Origin of the sequence: Providencia sp. Je.9.19 (assembly GCF_051129765.1) — a bacterium.
GTDB lineage: Bacteria > Pseudomonadota > Gammaproteobacteria > Enterobacterales > Enterobacteriaceae > Providencia.
Window position 1 is genome coordinate 523,661 of sequence record NZ_JBCPSS010000002.1, and the last position, 16,891, is coordinate 540,551.

Consider the following 16,891-nt stretch of genomic DNA (forward strand, 5'->3'; position numbering starts at 1 on the left):
ATGAGTGTTCACCAACATGTAACTTTAATATTGGGTAAGTTTTAATGAAAACTTTTACAGCTAAACCAGAGACCGTAAAACGTGACTGGTACGTTGTTGATGCAGATGGCAAAACTTTAGGCCGTCTTGCAACAGAAATTGCTAGCCGTTTACGCGGTAAGCATAAAGCGGAATACACGCCGCACGTAGATACTGGTGATTACATCATCGTTCTGAATGCGGAAAAAGTTGCTGTTACCGGCAATAAACGCGAAGATAAAATCTACTATCGCCATACAGGCCATGTAGGTGGACTTAAGCAAGCGACTTTCGAAGAAATGATTGCTCGCAGTCCTGAGCGTGTGATTGAAATCGCGGTTAAAGGCATGTTGCCAAAAGGGCCTCTGGGTCGTGCAATGTACCGTAAACTGAAAGTTTACGCAGGTAATGAGCACAACCACGCGGCACAACAACCGCAAGTTCTTGACATTTAATCGGGATTATAAGCAATGGCTGAAAATCAATACTACGGCACTGGTCGCCGCAAAAGCTCATCTGCTCGTGTCTTTATTAAGCCGGGTAGCGGTAACATCACAATCAATCAACGTACTCTAGAACAATACTTTGGTCGCGAAACTGCGCGCATGGTAGTTCGTCAGCCGTTAGAATTGGTTGAAATGTTAGAAAAATTTGACCTATACATCACTGTTAAAGGTGGTGGTATTTCTGGTCAAGCAGGCGCAATCCGTCACGGTATTACTCGTGCACTGATGTCTTATGATGAGACTCTTCGTTCTGATCTGCGTAAAGCTGGTTTTGTTACTCGTGATGCGCGTTCTGTTGAACGTAAGAAAGTGGGTCTGCGTAAAGCACGTCGTCGTCCACAGTTCTCTAAACGTTAATTTATTGCCCATTGGGCATGAAATTGATGATAAAGCCCGCCTTTTTGGCGGGTTTTTTATTTATATCAAGTAAATACATATCTAGTATAAGTAGTAATGAATTGAGCTAATTGATTGTTGATAGCGAGTTTAAATCATCTCACCTATGAATTTTTGATGAATATAAAAGATAATTATTTTAAATTCTGAGCGTACTTATTTATTTTAAAATTTAAAATAATTTTCTCAGTGTGATTTTAACGCTTTATTTATAAAAATAAACAATATCTATGGAGTTGACTTCAGGGTTTTTGTGCTTGTTTTTTATTTATTTTTGGTTTTATCTGTTGTGATTGCTAGTTGTATTCTTCATTATTAAAATTAAGTTATGCTTTTTCCACTATTGTCCCCCTAAGTTGTTCAAGATCTGTTAGAATATGTGCCTGTTTTTTTATTTCATTATTTCTCGCTTTATTATTGCGAGAGGGTTGCGCTGACTTTTGTTATGGATAATTGAAAGTATAGTGCAGGGGATTTTAAAATGGGTAATGGGTAATTAAATAATTTAATTACTGTTTCGTCCATTTTTGTAATTTGGAGGTTTTAATGGCTGTTGCTCCTAATAAACGTTCGGTAATGACATTATTCTCAAGCCCAACCGATATCTTTTGTCATCAAGTCCGTATTGTACTGGCTGAGAAAGGTGTTAGCGTTGAAGTTGAAAATGTCGAACCAGGTCATCTGCCTCAAGATCTTATCGATTTGAACCCGTACCAGAGCGTTCCGACACTTGTTGACCGCGATCTCACTCTGTATGACCCACTCATTATCATGGAATACCTTGATGAGCGTTTTCCTCATCCACCATTAATGCCAGTTTACCCAGTTGCGCGTGGTACTAGCCGTCAGCTAATGAACCGCATTGAAAATGACTGGTATTCATTGATGTATAAAATTGAGAAGGGTAACGCGCAGGAAGCTGCTAGTGCTCGTAATCAATTAGCTGAAGAACTGCTTGCAGTTTCTCCTGTATTTGCTGAAAAAGCATTCTTTATGAGTGATGAGTTTAGTTTAGTCGATTGCTATTTAGCACCGTTGCTGTGGCGTTTACCTGTATTAGGCATTCAAATCGACCCTAAACCGAGCAATAAGCATCTACAGGTGTACATGCAAAAGGTATTCGCACGTGATGCATTCTTAGCTTCCTTGACTGAATTAGAGCGTGAAATGCGCCCTATGACCCGATAAGTGAGATAAGACACAATGACTGAAATGACACCAATGACACCACGTCGCCCTTATCTGTTACGTGCGCACTATCAGTGGTTGCTCGATAACGATATGACTCCGCATTTGGTGGTTGATGTCACCGTACCTGATATTAACGTTCCGATGGAATTTGCCCGTGATGGACAAATTGTATTAAACGTTGCTCCTCGTGCAGTGGGTAACTTTGAAATTACCAACGAAAATGTCAGTTTTAATGCGCGCTTTGGGGGAATTCCACGCCAGGTTTATGTACCAATGGCGGCCATAATGGCTGTTTATGCACGTGAAAATGGCGCGGGTATGATGTTTGAACCTGAAGCGGCTTACGAAACTGAATTATCATCTGTATCTGAAATATTTGAAGATGAATTGACAGATAAAATTTCTTTGGTTCATGACACTGAAATGACAAATGAAGCACAAGAAAATGAACACGTTTCACCTGATGATGAGCCACCACGTCCGCCAAAAGGTCGTCCTGCACTTCGAGTTGTTAAATAACGTTTTATTAAATAACACGTTGTTAATAAAGCTTAAATAGGTAGCGAGTCACATTGTGTACTTGATAAAAACAGAGGTATCTTGCCTCTGTTTTTTTATTTTCAGCAATAAGACACAAATGGCAGTTAAATCCCTAAAAAAAGTAAAATCCCTTCTGCGGCATTTCGTCCATCAGCAATTGCAGTGACTACTAAATCTGATCCTCGAATAGCATCGCCTCCTGCAAATATCTTTTGATGTGTTGTTTGATAAGGAAAGGTTGTGTTACGACTGGCGATAATGTGTCCCTGAGTATCAAATTGTACTGTTTGATTTTTTAGCCAAGGCATAGGGTGGGGCATAAAGCCAAAAGCCATAATAATCGCATCAGCTGCAATGAAAAAATCTGAATTATCAATAACATTGATTATATGTTGGTCATTGATATTACCACCCAATTGAGTGCGAACTACATTAATACCACTGACTTGCGCGTGTTGGTCGATTTCAATATGCGTCACTTGCGAATTAAAATAAAATTGTACGCCTTCTTCATGTGCATTAGCGACTTCTCGAGGGGAACCTGGTAGGCTATTTTTATCACGGCGATAAATGCAAGAAACGTGCTGGGCGCCTTGACGAATAGCGCTACGAGCGCAATCCATTGCCGTATCACCACCACCTAAGACAACAACTCGTTTGCCTTGTAGATTAATATAGGGTGCTTGAGGTATTTCGTTGCACCCCATTAATTGGCGTGTGTTTGCCATTAAAAAAGGCAGTGCGTCATGTACGCCCTGAGCGTCCTCATTGGGGATTTGTCCGCAAATGGCTTGATAAACTCCAGTCCCTATAAATATGGCGTCATAGTCATGAACAAGTTTATCAAAACAAATATCTTTGCCGACTTCAGTATTTAAACAAAACTCAATCCCCATTTCGGTGAAAATTTCCCGTCTGTGAATCATAACGTGTTTTTCGAGTTTAAATTCAGGGATACCAAACGTGAGTAATCCGCCAATTTCGGGATGGCTATCAAATACAGTCGTATTGACGCCATTACGGGTAAGTACATCAGCACAAGCAAGACCTGCGGGACCAGCTCCAACAATAGCGACACGTTTATTAGTTCGTTTTATATGCGAAACGTCAGGCCGCCAGCCGAGTTCAAACGCGGTATCATTGATATAGCGTTCGATATGACCAATTGTTACGGCACCAAAGTCATCATTGAGCACACACGCTGCTTCACATAACCTATCTTGCGGGCAAACTCGGCCGCATACTTCAGGTAAGCTATTCGTATGATGGGAAAGTTCCGCAGCTTCAATTATACGACCTTCAGCCGCTAGTTTTAGCCAACTAGGTATAGGATTATGAAGTGGACACTTCCATTCACAGTAAGGGCTGCCACAAGAAAGACAGCGTTTTGCCTGTGCTTGTACCTCAATAGCGTTGATCGGCTCATAAATTTCGATAAATTCTATTTTTCGAATATTAAGTGCTTTTTTCGGAGGATCAACACGTTGTAGGTTGAACGGTGGTAGCTTCATTCTATTCCTTACTATGCTTGCATACTCTTATATTATCGGTAAGTCGTACGAACAAAAGCCTATTGTCATTTATCAAGGTTAAAAAATAAAGATTGAATGAGCCGGATCGATATTTCGTATTAATAAACATCCGAAAATGTCTGGTTTGATATATGATTTAAATAGAATTTAACTCAGTAGTGGTTATAAAGGGGTGGTTATGAAAGTACTTCGAGGTCTTGCGCAGTATTATGTTGACCTGATGATGAAGCTCGGCCTGGTTCGATTTTCTTTGTTACTTGCATCGGCATTAGTTGTACTTGCCATGATCATGCAAATGGCAGTCACTATCGTACTGCGGGGGCAGGTTGATAGTCTTGATATGGTCGGATCTATTTTCTTTGGGTTGATAATCACGCCATTAGCAGTCTATTTTTTGTCCATTGTGGTTGAGCAGCTCGAAGAATCACGCCAACGTTTATCTCGTATGGTTGATAAATTGGAAGTCATGAGAATACGTGATGCTGAACTAAATATACAACTGCAAGGAAATATCGAACAACTCAATTTAGAGATTGAAGAGCGAGAAAAAGTAGAAAAAGCGCATCTAGAATTACTTGAACAATTAAAACAAGAAATGACGTACCGTGAGCAAACAAAGATTGAGCTCGAACAGCAATCGGTTTTACTTCGTTCATTTCTTGATGCTTCCCCTGACCTTGTTTACTACCGTAATGAGAATAATGAATTTTCTGGCTGTAATCGTGCCATGGAACTTCTCACGGGCAAAAGTGAAAAACATCTCGTGGGGTTAACACCTTTAGATATTTATGACGCTGAAATTGCCTCTAAGGTAATGGAAACCGACGAAAAAGTATTCCGTCATAATGTGTCATTAACTTATGAGCAATGGCTTGTCTATCCAGATGGACGTAAAGCGTGCTTTGAATTACGTAAAGTCCCTTTTTATGACCGTGTAGGAAAACGACATGGGTTAATGGGCTTTGGGCGCGATATAACCGAGCGTAAGCGCTATCAGGAAGCATTAGAGAATGCGAGTAGGGATAAGACTACCTTTATTTCAACGATCAGCCACGAGCTTCGTACGCCGCTTAATGGCATTGTAGGATTAAGTCGGATTTTATTGGATACAGAACTCAGTGCAGAGCAATCGAGTTATTTAAAAACTATTCATGTCAGTGCTATTACGTTAGGTAATATTTTTAATGACGTGATTGAAATGGATAAAATTGAGCGCCGTAAAGTTCAGCTCGATAATCAGCCTATCACATTGTCTGAGTTTGTTACTGATTTAGAAAATCTAAGTGGGTTATTGGTTCAGCCTAAAGGGCTTAAATTTGTCATGGATGTGGCTCCCGCGTTACCTAAAAAAATCCTGACAGATGGCACAAGGCTACGCCAAGTATTATGGAACCTCATTGGTAATGCGGTCAAATTTACTCAGCAGGGTGAAGTTAAACTGAGTATCTGGCGTGAAGCGGACGATAAACTATTTTTCAGGGTGCAAGATAGCGGTATTGGTATTCCTCAAGATGAGCTAGATAAAATCTTTGCCATGTATTACCAAGTGAAAGATTCGGCAGGCGGTAGATCCGCAACTGGAACAGGGATTGGTCTTTCCGTATCGCGTCGGTTAGCTCAAAATATGGGCGGAGATATTCTAGTTGAAAGTCAGGTAGGACAAGGTTCTACATTCACATTGTCAATAATTGCTCCCGTGGTTGAAGAAGACATTGTGGAACAACTCGACAGTGACGATGATTACCCATTACCCGCGTTGCATATTTTATTAGTCGAGGATATCGAGCTTAATGTGGTTGTAGCCTGTTCTGTACTTGAGAAGCTAGGTAATACCGTTGATGTCGCGATGAACGGTAAGGATGCGTTAGCGATGTTCTCACCGGGAGAATACGACCTACTGTTACTTGATATTCAATTACCAGACATGACTGGTTTAGATATTTCACGCAAACTTAAACAGCAATATCACAAAGACGATTTACCGCCACTTATTGCACTGACTGCCAATGTGTTGAAAGATAAAAAAGAATATTTTGATGCTGGCATGGATGGGGTTCTTAGTAAGCCATTATCAGTACCTGCATTAACTCAGATTATTGAGCAATTCTGGGGTGAAAATACAACTCAAGATGAAAACGAGCCTGACAATGTTATGAGCGCTGATATTCATGATGCCATCTTAGATTGCGATATGCTTGAGCAATATCTTGATCTTGTTGGGCCTAAATTAATTTATGACGGATTGGACGTGTTTGAAAAAATGCTGCCGGGGTATTTGGCTATTCTTGATTCGAATATGATTGCGAAAGACCAAAAAGGTATTGTTGAGGAAGGACATAAAATAAAAGGCGCGGCAGGGTCTATTGGTCTCAAGAATTTACAGAAAATAGCGCAGCAAATACAATCACCTGATTTACCAGCATGGTGGGATAACGTACAAGAGTGGATTGATGAATTAAAGCAGGATTGGCGATCAGATATAGAAACTTTGAGAAACTGGGTTGATGGACGTACAAAAAAATAACCCCAACCGAAGTTGGGGTGCGCGAATTTCTGCGCCAACACCAGGGAAATCGTTGATCTGCTTGTGGTTTTCATTCTTAGCAAATCATTAAATCATTTTCGTCGCTTAACAGAATAACATCAAGATACCAAAATTTTGCGAATCTGTTACAAGTATCATTAAAATCTGTGATGAAGATTGATGTTTGCTCGCTTAAGCGGCTAAGAGATAATTTACTACAAATGGAGGAAGATATGAAATCAATTGCGGTTATTTTAAGTGGATGCGGTGTTTTTGATGGAAGTGAGATCCATGAAACTGTGTTAACAATGCTTGCTTTGAGTAAAAGTAATGTAGAAATTCATTTTTTCGCGCCTGATGAAGCTCAATCAACTGTTATTAATCATATTAGTGGTGAGTTAAAAACAGAAAAACGTAATCAAATGGAAGAATCAGCACGTATTACACGTGGGAAAATAGCGGCTTTGTCTTCTGCGGATGCCTCTAAGCTAGATGCCCTTATTATTCCTGGTGGTTTTGGTGTCGCAAAAAACTTATGTGATTTCGCTGTGAAAGGAAGTGAATGTGAAATTAATAAAGATCTATTAAGTTTAGTACAACAAATGCATCAACAGAAAAAACCGCTAGGGCTGATGTGTATTGCTCCTGTGATGCTTCCTAGAATGTTAAATACATCAGTTGAACTAACAATTGGTAATGACAGTGAAACGATTGCTCAGATAATTAAAATGGGCGGGAAGCACATTGAATGTACCGTTGATAACATTGTGGTTGATGAAGCTAACAAAGTTGTTACAACGCCTGCCTATATGCTTGCACAATCAATTGCAGAGGCTAATACAGGGATTAGTAAACTCGTTGAGAAAGTATTGGAAATGGCGTGATGATTAAATGGTGATTATTGTTTCTCGATTGTGGTACTGGTTAAAGAAAGTCACAGTCTCATTACTTATCATCTGGCTTGGCACTGTTATTGCTTTTAAATATGTGCCAGTGCCATTTTCTGCTGTGATGGTTGAGCGGCAAGTATCTGCATGGCTAAACTTTAATTTTTCTTATGTTTCTCATTCTGATTGGGTTGATGAAAGTCACATTTCACCTTACCTTTATTTAGCTGTAATTGCCGCCGAAGATCAAAATTTCCCTCATCATTGGGGTTTTGATTTAAATGCGATTGAGCGCGCGTATGAGCACAATAAGAGCAAAAAACAAACAGTTAGAGGGGCGTCAACTATCTCACAACAGACGGTTAAAAACCTATGGTTATGGGATGGGAGAAGCTGGATAAGGAAAGGCTTTGAAACAGCAATGACGCCAGTAATGGAGCTTATGTGGTCTAAAACAAGAATATTAACGGTTTATCTTAATATTGTTGAGTTTGGTGATGGAGTTTTTGGGGTGGAAGAGGCTTCAAAAAAATTCTTTAAAAAGCCGGCTAGTAAGCTCACAATGGATGAAGCTGCACTATTAGCGGCAGTTCTACCAAATCCACACAGATACAGCGTAAAATCGCCATCTTCATATGTTTTAAAGCGGCAGGCATGGATACTTAACCAGATGCACTTATTAGGCGGTAAGAATTATCTTAAAAACAATCAAATCCGACCAGATTGAAATAAAAGCCATGATTTTTAGCTCATGGCTTTTATTTTTATACCGATATATTATCGTTTATGATTAATTGAGATAAGTAAAAGCGGTTGTGACTCGACGAACACCATCAGTTTCACTGGCTATTTTTGCAGCAGCATCGGCTTCTTGTCTTGTTAAAACACCTAATAAGAAAACTTCACCATTTTCAGTAATCACTTTTACGCTACCGGATTTAACACCATCACTCGCGAGAATTTTAGATTTTACTTTGGTGGTCAACCAAGTGTCTTTTGACGCGGTACCTAAATCGACCGGCGAGCCACTACGTACTTCGTTGTAAACTGAGGTTGTTCCCTCAACATTTGAGGCGATTTGTTTTGCGCGCTCAGCCCAAGCCATATCAGGACTTTGACCTGTGAGTAGAACATTACCTTTATAGGCAGTTGCAATAATACGCGCCTTACCCGTGATATCTTTATCTTTATTGAGTTGGCCACTAATACGCGCTTCTAAGGTGCCATCATCAACCTGTTGGCCAACACTGCGAGGGTCTGTGGCACTTTTAGTCGCAACAGCAGCAGAGCCTACAACCGCTGCACCAATACAGCCTTGTAAAAGAACAGTACTGAAAACTATGGCAAAAATAGGTATTAATCGCATTTTGTCTCCTTAATCATCCTGATGAGGGAAAAGAGTATTGTCTATCAGATCGCTAAGACAATTTACAGTAAGAAGATGAACTTCTTGAATTCGAACACTACGTTGTGAAGGTATCCGGATCTCAACATCTTGTGGACCTAATAATCCGGCGAGCTCTCCGCCGTCATAGCCGGTAAGTGCCACAATGGTCATATCACGAGTAACGGCAGCTTCAACAGCTTTAATTATATCAGCACTATTACCATGTGTTGAAATTGCCATTAAAACATCACCATGCTGTCCTAACGCTCTTACTTGCTTCGCGTAAACTTCAGCGGGTTGCTTGCTACCTGAAATGGCAGTGAGTAACGCGTTATCTGTGTTAAGTGCTAGTGCAGGGAGGCTTGGACGTTCAGTTTCAAATCGGTGTATCATGCTAGTAGCAAAACGTTGTGCCGTTGCGGCTGATGCGCCATTACCACAACACAAAATTTTGTTGCCATTAAGTAACGATTGAACCATCATCATTGCTGCTCGAGAAATCGCATCAGGCAGCGCTTCAGCAGCTGCTATCTGAGTTTGAATACTCTCAGTAAAACAAACTTTTATTCTATCTAGCACTTCTTATTTCCTATGAGATAAACTAGGATTTACAAACCCTAACTATGGTTACTATCGTTAAAGGCATTTTGTATCCATTCAAATTGGTTGCCCGTAATTGCACAGATATCAAAACGACATGCGCTAGTCTCGAAACTTTCTTGTCTTTGGGCGAGCCAATACTTTGTTGCAGCTAATAATTTTCTGCGTTTATGCCAGTTTACTGATAAAAGCGCGTCACCGTAATCACAATTTTTGCGATAACGAACTTCGACGAAGATCCAGCCTGTTTCATTTCGCATGATAAGGTCGATTTCGCCGGCACGATTTCGGGCATTACGTTCGACAAAGGTTAACCCCTGTTGCTTTAAGAAGGCGAGAACTCGATTTTCATAGTATCTGCCAGTTAACCATGATAATGACTTTTTGATAGTTTGCATGACATCCTTGTCTGAAAAAATGGCAATCATCCAGATTGCTTGCATTATTTATTGTGCTAGCTTGACTTGACCTTGCTTAAATTGCAACCAAGGCAATTCACGATAAACAACACAATTATCGGTAATGCTTAAAGTACCTGATGCACCTTGTACTCGGAATTGCTTGTTTTGTTGTAGTTTGTCGTAATTGTTAGCTAAAGACCAAGCATCAATACCCATGGCATATAAGCGAAACAGAGAATAATCATTGTTTAACTTTTGTTGAGCTTGTTTACGCAGATTGTTATTAGCACCGGCAAGTAATGGAATTTCACTGAATTTAACGCCATCCATTTCAAAACGATAATCAGCGCCTGAACTTGCTTGGTTACTACGGGAACTAGCATAAAGAGCAGGGCGTTGACGTGTACTGATTGCCATTTCAATCATAGGTTTAACTAGTGTGAGCTCATCTCGAGTTGCCACGATATAGACGGCATCAATAGCACCTGTTGCACTTTCTACGGGTTGTGAGATTGTTTGGCTATTTACGTTGACTGGTGTCCCCGTCATGCGAATACCCGCACCTCGGTTAATGGACTCTTTTAATGAAGCTACTGAGCCAAAAGATTGTGTTAAGACGGTTGAACCACCTTTGGCTTGCCATTCTTCTGCAAAGGCTTTTGCAATCCTTTCACCAAAAGGATTTGCAGGCACGAGAACTAAAGGCATTTGTTTGCCATCAGCTTTGATATGTGCGGCTGCATTTTTTGCTTCATCTTCAGGTGAAAGTGAGAAATAGCAAAGGTTAGGGCGTGGTTGTAATTGATTTGTATCGAGCTCATTGAGGGCTAACACGCTGATTGGTGCCCCCATTTGCGCAATAGTTTGCACATCTGATTTCAGTAACGGACCAACAACAAGGTTAAAGCCTTCATTTTTTGCTTGTTCAAGTAGCTGTGGCATCTGTTTGCCAGTGGTATCGAATACTTTAACACTTTGGGTATTTGTTGGCGCGCTGTCGATACGTAATGCAGAGGTCACGATATCTGAATCTGTATTGGTTTTTGGTTCACCTGTCGTTGCGGCGACTTCCGCATAGATTTGGTCTAGGATATCATTATCGCTATTTTGTACAGGTGATGACTGAACGCTAGCCGATGAAATGGCGGCTTGAGGAAGGCCTTTTTGTGCATCCATAAATCCTTGCATTATCGCTTGACCAAAAACTTGCCCTTGCCCACTCATAGGTAGGAAGAGTGCAATTTTTGGTGCACCGCCGACGCGTGGTTGCATGGCTTGCACTAATTGACTCGGTGGTGTGGTTGCCGCAGGGTTTGCAGGGTAGCGTGTTTTCCAATCATTAAAACCCATTGTTAGGGCATCAGGAGAGTCTTGGTTATTTTGATAAATATCGAGTAGATCGACCCAGCCTGTTAAAATGTACTCTTCCGCACCAATTCCTTGAATCTGTTCTGGTGTCATTTGTGTTAACATCAACCACAAACTATTGATGTTTGTCTGACGTTCCACAGAATTAGTCAGTAAAGGCTCTTGAGCAATATAAGCGCGCAATGCTTCCATTGATGGCTTACCTTGCGCAGCATCAATGATAGACTGATAATGGCTAATGTCTGAAGCACTCTGTTCAGGTGTTTTTGGTTTTGTCGGCGTGAACTGATCCGAGATGAGTTGGCAGCCTGACAACGCAAAAGTAAATAGCATTGCAGTGCAGATTAACCCTTTTTTCAAATGCAAAAAAATTGAAGGACGCATACAGTATCCAATGGTGTATTTTTCAATTGCTTAATTTTAAACCGGCTATTCGGATGAAACAATGAACCAACCTAATCAAGCAGTGGTTATGGCATCCACGCTGTATATTGTGCCAACCCCAATAGGAAATATGGGGGATATCACGCAACGCGCGTTGGATGTTCTTAAACATGTTGACCTTATTGCTGCAGAAGACACACGGCACTCGGGAATTCTATTACAGAATTTTGCGATTAATGCACGTATGTTTGCTTTGCATGATCATAATGAACAGCAAAAGGCAGATCAATTAATTAGCAGGCTTCAACAAGGTGATAGTATCGCATTAGTCTCTGATGCAGGTACACCTTTAATTAATGATCCAGGTTATCATTTAGTCAATCGTTGCCGTGAAGCTGGCATTCGAGTTGTTCCATTGCCTGGCGCTTGCGCTGCGATTACTGCGCTGTCAGCCGCAGGTTTACCTTCAGACCGTTTTTGTTATGAAGGTTTTTTACCGGCAAAGACAAAAGGCCGCAAAGATGTTTTACAGGCTCTCGAGCAAGAAACACGGACATTGATTTTTTATGAATCAACCCATCGTTTGTTAGATAGTTTAGCAGATATGGTGGAAGTCTGGGGACCAAATAGACATGTTGTTTTAGCTCGGGAAATTACCAAAACCTGGGAGTCAATTGAAGGCCGTCCAGTTGGTGAATTGCTTGCTTGGGTGAAAGAAGATAGTAATCGTCATCGTGGTGAAATGGTACTGATTGTTGAAGGTTATAAACAACAAGATGATGATACAGAAATCACGCCAGATGTGATCCGCACTTTGAATTTGCTACAAAAAGAGTTACCCCCTAAAAAAGCAGCCGCTATCACAGCAGAAATTTATGGTTTGAAGAAAAATAAATTGTATAAATTGATGTTAGAGCAGCAAGACGAAGCGTAATTTTTGCTCAATAGATAAACAGGTAAGCGGTTTGGTATAAATTGAGCACGCTAGAGTCTGTACAAGCGAAGGCAAAGTGCCTATAATCCGCTGCGGAGTTGGCTAGACAACCGCTGCTTTATCGTAGTCCTTTCGGGGGAGACGGATAGAGGGGAGGAAAGTCCGGGCTCCATAGGGCAGGGTGCCAGATAACGTCTGGGAGGCGCGAGCCTACGACAAGTGCAACAGAGAGCAAACCGCCGATGGCCTGTTTACAGGATCAGGTAAGGGTGAAAGGGTGCGGTAAGAGCGCACCGCGCGGCTGGTAACAGTTCGTGGCATGGTAAACTCCACCCGGAGCAAGACCAAATAGGGGTTCATATGGTGCGGCCCGCATTGAACTCGGGTAGGTTGCTGGAGCCAGTGCGTAAGTGCTGGCCTAGAGGAATGGTTGTCCACGACAGAACCCGGCTTACCGGCCAACTCCAATTTTTTATTCATACTTCAAGTTGTGACTGCGTTGGCTGCATTCGGCCACCCTAGTCACATACTTGTGTATGCTCCTAGGGATATCCTCGCTTTGCCGCCTTGGCACACCTCGAATTATTTATAAAAAATCATTTTTTAATCAAATTGTTACTCTAGTTTATTTCGTGTTGCCTATTACTCGTCATATTTCACCTTATAGGGGTGTTGGCATAGGGGTGTTGGCAGCTCTCGGCTACTCAGGTCACATACTTGTGTATGTTCCCCGAGATATCCTCGCTTGCCGCCTACCTATAAGTCGAACTATTTAGAGTTGTCTAGATCTCTATAATTTAAAATTCAAAATTCAAAATTCAAAAATCAAAATTTAATATATTGATGATGTAAAAAAAGCCCCACTGCATACGAAGATGAGTGGGGCAATTTGTTGTTTTGTCATTTCTCGCTTATATTTTTTATTTTACAGCTTATTACGCATCAGTTAACAGCTTGTTTTACCATCTGTAATAACTGACGTACATCTTCTGGACGGGTATTGCCAGTGTCTTTATCGATGATTGAACTATAGATGTGTGGGATGATTTTCTTTACGCCAGCATCGAGGGCAATTTGTAAAATTTCGGCAAAATTGTCTAAATCGATACCGCCGGTTGGCTCAAGAGAAAAATCAAACTGTGCACAAGCTTTAGCAATAGCCTTGTATTCTTCTATATAAGTTAAGCCTTCCATATTGAAAAACTTAACTGAATCTGCGCCCATGTCTTTTAACATCATGATGGCAGTTTCAATAGGTACGATGCCGTCAGGTGACTGAGAACTTAACGGACCTGTTGAAATTTTTACCATACCAATGGTACCAGTAGGTGAAATTAAAGCATTTACAAATGTTTCATTTTGACCGAGTAATGCACGGCTGATCGGTGCGCCAGTGAAAACTTGGTTCACGTGCTGTGGCTGAACTTCTTTTGAAATTAACGAAACCATTGTAGATTGCTTTGGATCGCCAGCACCAAGACCAACGGATAATGCATTGTGAGTTTCTTCTGCATAAATGCGCATATCGGCAATCGCACTTTCAAGATCAGGGTAGTTTTTTGATAACACACCGACGACGACAAAACTTTCTGCCGCTTCATAGATATCTTTTGCGTTTTGATGACTACCTGCCAGTACGTTCAAACATACGCGGTCATGGTAAAAATTCGGTGACAATTTCATGTTAAATTCCTTCTACTAACATACGGATCTGCTGTGAGATAACATCGAGTTGTTCATTGCTGACGCTACGAATATCGGCCTCGACTTTTCCTTCATTGGCTTTATACTCACGAAAGTAAATAGCAGTATCCCCTTGTTTTAATTCAGCCATTATCTGATAAGTCGATTTACCAATCGCTTTCTCATCAAAGCTGATTTCTGCCCGAGCAATGTCACGGCCTGCCGCATCCCAGACAATTTGAGCTGAAATTGCAGGTATCGCATTTAACTCATTGATAAATTTATTCATGCGAGCAACCATTTCAGCACCGGTTTCTTTGGTCGCGGTTAGATATTGTTCAATAGCGAGTGTCAGACCAAGAATACCTTCTTTACCCACTTTCATGGCTCGTCCAATACCTTGGCTTTGACGTTTAACCCATTCAACATAAGGTTTTTTACCAATGACTAAACCACTTGTTGGGCCTTCAATAGCTTTGGCACCACTGTAAATTACGAGGTCACCACCAGCTTGATAGTAGGTGGTTAAATCTTCTTCTGCGGCAGCATCAACAATCAACGGTAATTGATGTTCATGTGCAACTTTGGCCGCTTCGCTGACCGTTAACATACTTTTTTGTACAGTATGATGTGATTTGATATACAAAATAGCGGCAGTTTGTGGTGTGATTTTAGCGGCTAGCTGCGCTGCGCTGCATTCATTGGCAAAACCAGCTTCTACGACTTTACCTCCCCCCAAGGCCACCATGGTATCTACTGGAGCACCAAAGTTAACGTTATGGCCCTTGGGCATAATAATTTCACGAGCAACTTGTTTGTTTGATGAGTGCAAATTTAATAATAAATCATCATCATCTTGCACAATAACTGCGGCAACCGCTTGTGCTATTCCAGCGGAAGCACAAGAAACCACGACGGCATCTTCAACATTTAATAATTGGGCGATATAGGCACCGGTTTTATTGACCAAATCTTTAATTTCAAAGTAATGATTTAACCCATAAGCAACTCGTTCAACCACTTCAGGAGTTGGTGTTGAAACACCTAACATAGTCATACGGCCAGAAGCGTTAATGACATGTTTTAACTGATATTTATCATAAATTGATTGCATATTCAGATTCGCCTTCTGCATGAATGATATGTTTTCCACCAACAATCGCTGCTACGGGAACAAAACGATGAGTTCCGACGCGGTGTTCACCTTCGGCATCAGTGAGTTCTGTAGGTTCTTCTTTAAGTTCAAATAATGTGATATCGGCGTCAAAGCCAGGTCTTAAATAGCCTTTGGCGGGAAGTGCGAGTAAATCGGCCGCTTTTTCTGTTACGCAGCGTAAAACTTGTTCGGCACTGAAACCCATGCACAAAAATTTTGTCATCACAAAGGCAAGACTGTAAACCGGACCGTTAACTCGATTTCGGTGATAAATATCTGAACTGATAATGTCAGGGTAGGTGCCGATACGCATTGCTTGCTCTGCAACTTTAAAACTAAAACTTTCAGCACCATGGCCTACATCTAAAATAACGCCACGGGCTAGAGCACGCGCTATAGAAGGCTTTAGATAGCCTGAATCATCTAAAATTTTGTTTGGTTTGCCGTTAAAACAGTGGGTAATGATATCGCCACGGGTTAATAGATTAGCAACTTCATCAATATCAGGGGGATTATTGCCGATATGCACCATCAAAGGTAGATGGTGTTTTTTTTGCATTTCTTTAGCTTTAATTAGCGGGGCAATTCCGTTTTCACCGACAACGCTTTTACTCATGCGAGCTTTTAAACCCACGACAAAACCATTATGGCGCTCAATAGCCTGCTGAAAACATTCATCATCGATATTGTTCATATCAGATAATTCATTTTGCGCGATGATACCAATGCGTGAAATATTCAGTAATGAAAACACATTAGTTTTAGCTTTTTGCGTCAGTTGATAAAATTTGTCAATGTCATCTGCTCCAACACTTCCCGCATCAACCAGAGAGGTAACACCACCAGCAGCGCCTGCTAGGTCAGGCTCATCGAAGTAAATAGGTGACTCAGTAAAACAATGAGCGTGTGAGTCAATCCACCCTGCGCTGACATAGATTTCCCCTTTAAGGTCAATTATTTTGTCTGCTTGTTGGTTGCAGGCCAATTCAGGGCCAGCAGCTTCAATTTTCCCATCTTTAATAAGTATATCGATAATTGTGCCATCGATACGTTTGCCCTGTTTGATGATTAAAGTGTACATGGTTACCTTCTTTATATTGTCATACTCATATTGTCATACTCGTCATAATTCAAACCGCAGCGTTGTTGGCTACTCTCAGTTACCCGAATCACATACTTATGTATGCTCATCGGGATATCTTCGTTTGCCGCCTAGCTGCACTTTGAATTATTTAGAGTCTGCCTTAAGTCATATCTGTTCTAACGTAATGTAAGCTGCAACGTTGTGGCTTGCTCTTGGCTACCTGAATCACATACTTATGTATGCTCATCGGGATATCTTCGTTTGCTGCCTAGCTGCACTTTGAATTATTTAGAGTCTGTT

At 41.1% G+C, this 16,891-nt stretch carries 16 protein-coding genes and 1 other RNA gene; 9 read left to right on the forward strand and 8 right to left on the reverse strand.

Annotated elements, in window-relative coordinates:
• Positions 1–44 precede the first annotated feature (44 nt).
• The 4 genes from rplM to sspB all read left to right on the forward strand — a co-directional run bounded on the left by rplM (position 45) and on the right by sspB (position 2,630).
• Entirely contained in the window at positions 45–473 is a 429-nt protein-coding gene (gene rplM / locus AAZR93_RS11630) for a 50S ribosomal protein L13 (RefSeq protein ID WP_294106545.1), read from the forward strand.
• Positions 474–488: 15 nt separating this feature from the next.
• Positions 489–881: a 30S ribosomal protein S9 gene (rpsI, locus tag AAZR93_RS11635; RefSeq protein ID WP_294106548.1), complete on the forward strand. Its 393-nt coding sequence runs from the start codon at positions 489–491 to the stop codon at positions 879–881.
• A gap of 585 nt (positions 882–1,466) precedes the next feature.
• A complete protein-coding gene (gene sspA, locus AAZR93_RS11640) occupies positions 1,467–2,108 on the forward strand; it encodes a stringent starvation protein SspA (protein WP_294106551.1) in 642 nt (213 codons plus the stop codon).
• Positions 2,109–2,123: 15 nt separating this feature from the next.
• On the forward strand, positions 2,124–2,630 hold the full coding sequence (gene sspB, locus AAZR93_RS11645) for a ClpXP protease specificity-enhancing factor (protein ID WP_294106556.1): 507 nt from the start codon (positions 2,124–2,126) through the stop codon (positions 2,628–2,630).
• 125 nt (positions 2,631–2,755) lie between these two features.
• Here the strand turns inward: sspB and AAZR93_RS11650 are convergent, their stop codons facing one another.
• The gene (locus tag AAZR93_RS11650; protein WP_434719896.1) at positions 2,756–4,162 is read right to left on the reverse strand and encodes an FAD-dependent oxidoreductase; all 1,407 of its coding nucleotides are present in this window, start codon (positions 4,160–4,162) and stop codon (positions 2,756–2,758) included.
• 199 nt (positions 4,163–4,361) lie between these two features.
• Between AAZR93_RS11650 and arcB the strand changes: the two genes are divergently transcribed.
• The 3 genes from arcB to mtgA all read left to right on the forward strand — a co-directional run bounded on the left by arcB (position 4,362) and on the right by mtgA (position 8,321).
• Positions 4,362–6,707: an aerobic respiration two-component sensor histidine kinase ArcB gene (gene arcB, locus AAZR93_RS11655; protein ID WP_294106562.1), complete on the forward strand. Its 2,346-nt coding sequence runs from the start codon at positions 4,362–4,364 to the stop codon at positions 6,705–6,707.
• Between the two features lie 233 nt (positions 6,708–6,940).
• Positions 6,941–7,591, forward strand: a complete 651-nt coding sequence (elbB, locus tag AAZR93_RS11660) for an isoprenoid biosynthesis glyoxalase ElbB (RefSeq protein WP_434719897.1) — start codon at positions 6,941–6,943, stop codon at positions 7,589–7,591.
• Positions 7,592–7,598: 7 nt separating this feature from the next.
• On the forward strand, positions 7,599–8,321 hold the full coding sequence (gene mtgA, locus AAZR93_RS11665) for a monofunctional biosynthetic peptidoglycan transglycosylase (protein WP_336430260.1): 723 nt from the start codon (positions 7,599–7,601) through the stop codon (positions 8,319–8,321).
• A gap of 63 nt (positions 8,322–8,384) precedes the next feature.
• Here mtgA and dolP read toward each other — a convergent pair whose 3' ends face one another.
• From dolP to AAZR93_RS11685, 4 genes are read right to left on the reverse strand one after another with little or no spacing between them, the layout of a single operon-like run.
• Positions 8,385–8,960 carry a division/outer membrane stress-associated lipid-binding lipoprotein gene (dolP, locus tag AAZR93_RS11670; protein WP_294106565.1) on the reverse strand — a complete coding sequence of 192 codons (576 nt, stop codon included), beginning with the start codon at positions 8,958–8,960 and terminating at the stop codon, positions 8,385–8,387.
• A gap of 9 nt (positions 8,961–8,969) precedes the next feature.
• Positions 8,970–9,560: a DnaA initiator-associating protein DiaA gene (diaA, locus tag AAZR93_RS11675; protein ID WP_294106568.1), complete on the reverse strand. Its 591-nt coding sequence runs from the start codon at positions 9,558–9,560 to the stop codon at positions 8,970–8,972.
• 38 nt (positions 9,561–9,598) lie between these two features.
• Positions 9,599–9,979: a YraN family protein gene (locus AAZR93_RS11680; RefSeq protein WP_294106957.1), complete on the reverse strand. Its 381-nt coding sequence runs from the start codon at positions 9,977–9,979 to the stop codon at positions 9,599–9,601.
• Positions 9,980–10,027: 48 nt separating this feature from the next.
• Complete coding sequence (locus AAZR93_RS11685) at positions 10,028–11,734, reverse strand: penicillin-binding protein activator (protein ID WP_434719898.1); 1,707 nt, start codon at positions 11,732–11,734, stop codon at positions 10,028–10,030.
• Positions 11,735–11,795: 61 nt separating this feature from the next.
• Between AAZR93_RS11685 and rsmI the strand changes: the two genes are divergently transcribed.
• Both rsmI and rnpB read left to right on the forward strand, forming a co-directional pair.
• Positions 11,796–12,668, forward strand: coding sequence for a 16S rRNA (cytidine(1402)-2'-O)-methyltransferase (rsmI, locus tag AAZR93_RS11690; RefSeq protein ID WP_294106572.1), 873 nt, complete (start codon positions 11,796–11,798; stop codon positions 12,666–12,668).
• 94 nt (positions 12,669–12,762) lie between these two features.
• Positions 12,763–13,138, forward strand: an RNA gene (gene rnpB / locus AAZR93_RS11695) — RNase P RNA component class A.
• Between the two features lie 472 nt (positions 13,139–13,610).
• On the opposite strand, the gene dagF is transcribed toward rnpB, so the two are convergent.
• From dagF to AAZR93_RS11710, 3 genes are read right to left on the reverse strand one after another with little or no spacing between them, the layout of a single operon-like run.
• Entirely contained in the window at positions 13,611–14,351 is a 741-nt protein-coding gene (dagF, locus tag AAZR93_RS11700; protein WP_294106574.1) for a 2-dehydro-3-deoxy-phosphogluconate aldolase, read from the reverse strand.
• Position 14,352: 1 nt separating this feature from the next.
• The gene (locus AAZR93_RS11705; RefSeq protein WP_434719899.1) at positions 14,353–15,465 is read right to left on the reverse strand and encodes a DgaE family pyridoxal phosphate-dependent ammonia lyase; all 1,113 of its coding nucleotides are present in this window, start codon (positions 15,463–15,465) and stop codon (positions 14,353–14,355) included.
• Positions 15,449–16,588, reverse strand: coding sequence for an amidohydrolase/deacetylase family metallohydrolase (locus tag AAZR93_RS11710; protein ID WP_336430274.1), 1,140 nt, complete (start codon positions 16,586–16,588; stop codon positions 15,449–15,451). Before AAZR93_RS11710 ends, AAZR93_RS11705 begins: the two co-directional genes overlap by 17 nt.
• Positions 16,589–16,891 lie beyond the last annotated feature (303 nt).

Coding starts and splice junctions, on each gene's coding strand:
- rpsI (WP_294106548.1), top strand. CDS start 489: ATGGCTGAAAATCAATACTACGGCACTGGTCGCCGCAAAAGCTCATCT.
- elbB (WP_434719897.1), top strand. CDS start 6,941: ATGAAATCAATTGCGGTTATTTTAAGTGGATGCGGTGTTTTTGATGGA.
- arcB (WP_294106562.1), top strand. CDS start 4,362: ATGAAAGTACTTCGAGGTCTTGCGCAGTATTATGTTGACCTGATGATG.
- AAZR93_RS11710 (WP_336430274.1), bottom strand. CDS start 16,588: ATGTACACTTTAATCATCAAACAGGGCAAACGTATCGATGGCACAATT.
- rplM (WP_294106545.1), top strand. CDS start 45: ATGAAAACTTTTACAGCTAAACCAGAGACCGTAAAACGTGACTGGTAC.
- rsmI (WP_294106572.1), top strand. CDS start 11,796: ATGAACCAACCTAATCAAGCAGTGGTTATGGCATCCACGCTGTATATT.
- AAZR93_RS11650 (WP_434719896.1), bottom strand. CDS start 4,162: ATGAAGCTACCACCGTTCAACCTACAACGTGTTGATCCTCCGAAAAAA.
- AAZR93_RS11705 (WP_434719899.1), bottom strand. CDS start 15,465: ATGCAATCAATTTATGATAAATATCAGTTAAAACATGTCATTAACGCT.
- sspA (WP_294106551.1), top strand. CDS start 1,467: ATGGCTGTTGCTCCTAATAAACGTTCGGTAATGACATTATTCTCAAGC.
- sspB (WP_294106556.1), top strand. CDS start 2,124: ATGACTGAAATGACACCAATGACACCACGTCGCCCTTATCTGTTACGT.
- dolP (WP_294106565.1), bottom strand. CDS start 8,960: ATGCGATTAATACCTATTTTTGCCATAGTTTTCAGTACTGTTCTTTTA.
- mtgA (WP_336430260.1), top strand. CDS start 7,599: ATGGTGATTATTGTTTCTCGATTGTGGTACTGGTTAAAGAAAGTCACA.
- dagF (WP_294106574.1), bottom strand. CDS start 14,351: ATGAAATTGTCACCGAATTTTTACCATGACCGCGTATGTTTGAACGTA.
- AAZR93_RS11680 (WP_294106957.1), bottom strand. CDS start 9,979: ATGCAAACTATCAAAAAGTCATTATCATGGTTAACTGGCAGATACTAT.
- AAZR93_RS11685 (WP_434719898.1), bottom strand. CDS start 11,734: ATGCGTCCTTCAATTTTTTTGCATTTGAAAAAAGGGTTAATCTGCACT.